At 40.6% G+C, this 2,598-nt stretch carries 3 protein-coding genes and 1 pseudogene; all 4 read right to left on the reverse strand.

Annotation, left to right across the window (positions count from 1 at the left end; all coding sequences use genetic code 11):
* Positions 1-109, reverse strand: a pseudogene (locus tag Q0191_RS01675) (translation initiation factor IF-1); the annotation flags it as partial.
* Positions 110-225: 116 nt separating this feature from the next.
* Positions 226-864: an adenylate kinase gene (locus Q0191_RS01680; protein ID WP_297663240.1), complete on the reverse strand. Its 639-nt coding sequence runs from the start codon at positions 862-864 to the stop codon at positions 226-228.
* Positions 865-959: 95 nt separating this feature from the next.
* Positions 960-2,270, reverse strand: coding sequence for a preprotein translocase subunit SecY (gene secY, locus Q0191_RS01685; protein ID WP_297663242.1), 1,311 nt, complete (start codon positions 2,268-2,270; stop codon positions 960-962).
* A 12-nt stretch (positions 2,271-2,282) separates the two neighbouring features.
* Positions 2,283-2,598 (reverse strand): 50S ribosomal protein L15 (rplO, locus tag Q0191_RS01690; RefSeq protein WP_297663244.1); only part of this gene is annotated, 316 nt, incomplete at its 5' end.

Here is a 2,598-nt window from a genome sequence, read left to right on the forward strand (position 1 = left end):
AAACTGTTGCTAAAATCTGATGTCCATTTTCAAGTTCAACCGTAAACATTGCGTTCGGCATCGTATCAACTACTTTGCCTTCGACTTCAATCACATCGTCTTTTGCCACGCAAAAGCACCTCCCTAAATTTCGATAGATTCCTCTGAGCACAGAGGTAACAATTATAAGTCAGACTAACTCATTGTATCACTACTTGTCAAATATTGCAAGCGGGAAAAACGCTTTTATTTTAAATTTGACAAGACTTTTTCGATATCTGAGAAGACTGCCTCAATCTCTTGATTGCCCTGAATGTCGTGAACGAATCCTTGAGCACGGTAATGATCAATAATTGGTTGGCCTTGAGCGATATTAACATCCAAACGACGTTTTACTGTTTCAGGTTTGTCGTCTTCACGTTGATAGTAATCTTCTTCTTTGTAATCCACTGGTGGGTTGAAAACTTTGTGGAAGGTTTCCCCTGTTTCACGGTGGATAATCCGTCCACTCAAACGTTCTAACAAACTATCTGGATTGACTTCGATATTGATAACTGCGTCAAGTTGGATGCCCAGATCCGCAAGGATTTGATCCAAAGCATGGGCTTGATCAATTGTCCTTGGATAACCGTCCAACAAGAAACCAGTTTCTTTAATATCATCCTGTGCCAAGCGCTCTTTCACGATTCCGTTTGTCACTTCATCCGGCACCAACTCACCTTTAGAAATGTAGGATTTCGCTAAAACACCCATTTCTGTTTCATTAGCCATAGCAGCACGGAACATATCCCCAGTTGAAATATGTGCCACGTGGAATTGTTCCACAATTTTGGCTGCTTGTGTTCCCTTGCCTGCGCCTGGCAAGCCCATAATCAAAAGATTCATGTTTTGTCTCCTTTTTTGTTTTTAAAGCAATCTATTAAAACACTTAATAAACTTTTTTAAAAACAAAATAGAAGGTTGACTAAGTCAACCTATTTCTATTCTGTTGTAGTATCCATAAATCCGACATACTTACGCTTCAGAAGATAACCTTCCAACTGTTTCATTCCTTCAATACCTGTTGAAATGATGATAAGAAGACTAGTTCCTCCAAGAGCAACTGCATCGGTCAGACCGAAAAGATCTTTGGCTAGGATCGGAATGAGTGTGATAACCCCTAGGAAAAGTGAGCCAACTGTCGCCAAACGGCGAAGCAATTTAGACATATATTCTTCCGTTCCCTTACCTGGACGAACACCTGGGATGTAGGCTCCACTCTTTTGTAAATTCTCTGCTGTCTTTTCAGGATTAATTTGTACAAACGTATAAAAGAAAGTAAAGAGAATAATCAACAGAGCATAGGTAAACATACCACTGATGGTTGTAGTCGCCAGAAGCGCCTGCGCCGTCCGAACCCATGATGCGTTATAGCCCATAGCACTTACAAATTGGAAGATAGCTGCTGGAGCAGCTGTAATCGAACTTGCAAAGATAACTGGGATAACACCAGCAGGATTCACTTTTAACGGTAGGTAGGAACTTGAAGGGGCACCTTGAGCAATCTTCGTATATTGAATTGGAATTTTGTACTCAGCTTGTTGCACAAAGGTTGTGAAATAGATAATCACCAAAACTGCAACAATTAAAATCCCAACGAAAATCATAGACGAATTGAGTCGATCGCTCGGGATATTAACAAAGTAATCTTCATAGATCCCTTTGATCATACCAGGAATACCAGATACAATCCCTGCAAAGATAATCATGGATACACCATTACCATAACCCTTATCTGTGATTTGCTCTCCTAACCAAGTCACAATAACTGAACCTGTCGTGAGGAGGGCACCAATCAAAAGATAGGTTTGCCAATTTGGATTCGCTACTAATTTGGTTCTCGACAAAGTCGCAAACCCAGCTGTAATCCCGATGGATTGGACAAAGGCCAATACCAGAGAAATATAGCGAGTTGCCTGATTCAGCTTTCTCCGTCCGACTTCCCCTTGCTTGCCCCACTCTACAAATTTTGGAAGCAAATCCATTTGCAAGAGCTGAACCACGATCGAAGCCGTGATGTAAGGGCTAACTCCGAGAGCAAAAACAGAGAAGTTACGCATGGCATTCCCTGAAACCAAACTAAGCATGTTTAAGAAAGGTAAATCGCTTAAACTGTTCAATGCTTTCGCATTAATTCCTGGAACGGTTATAGTTGTACCAATACGGAAAACTAAGATAATGAACAGTGTGAACAAAATCTTAGACCGTACTTGTTTTATTTTAAGTGCGTCTTTTAATAGCTTGAAAAACATAGGTCACCTCTCTTAGATGACTTCGACTGAACCACCTTTAGCAGTGATAGCTTCTTCAGCTGATTTAGAGAATTTAGCTGCTTTAACAGTCAACTTCTTAGTCAATTCTCCGTTACCAAGAATCTTAACACCAGATTTTTCAGCTTTTACAATACCTGCTTCGATGAGAACAACTGGAGTTACTTCCGCACCATCTTCAAAGACATTTAATTGGTCAAGGTTAACAATCGCGTATTCTTTACGGTTTACATTCAAGAAACCACGTTTTGGTACACGACGGAACAATGGAGTTTGTCCACCTTCAAAACCAAGACGAACACCGCCACCG

The organism is uncultured Streptococcus sp. (assembly GCF_938036805.1).
In the GTDB taxonomy this organism is placed as follows: Bacteria; Bacillota; Bacilli; order Lactobacillales; family Streptococcaceae; genus Streptococcus.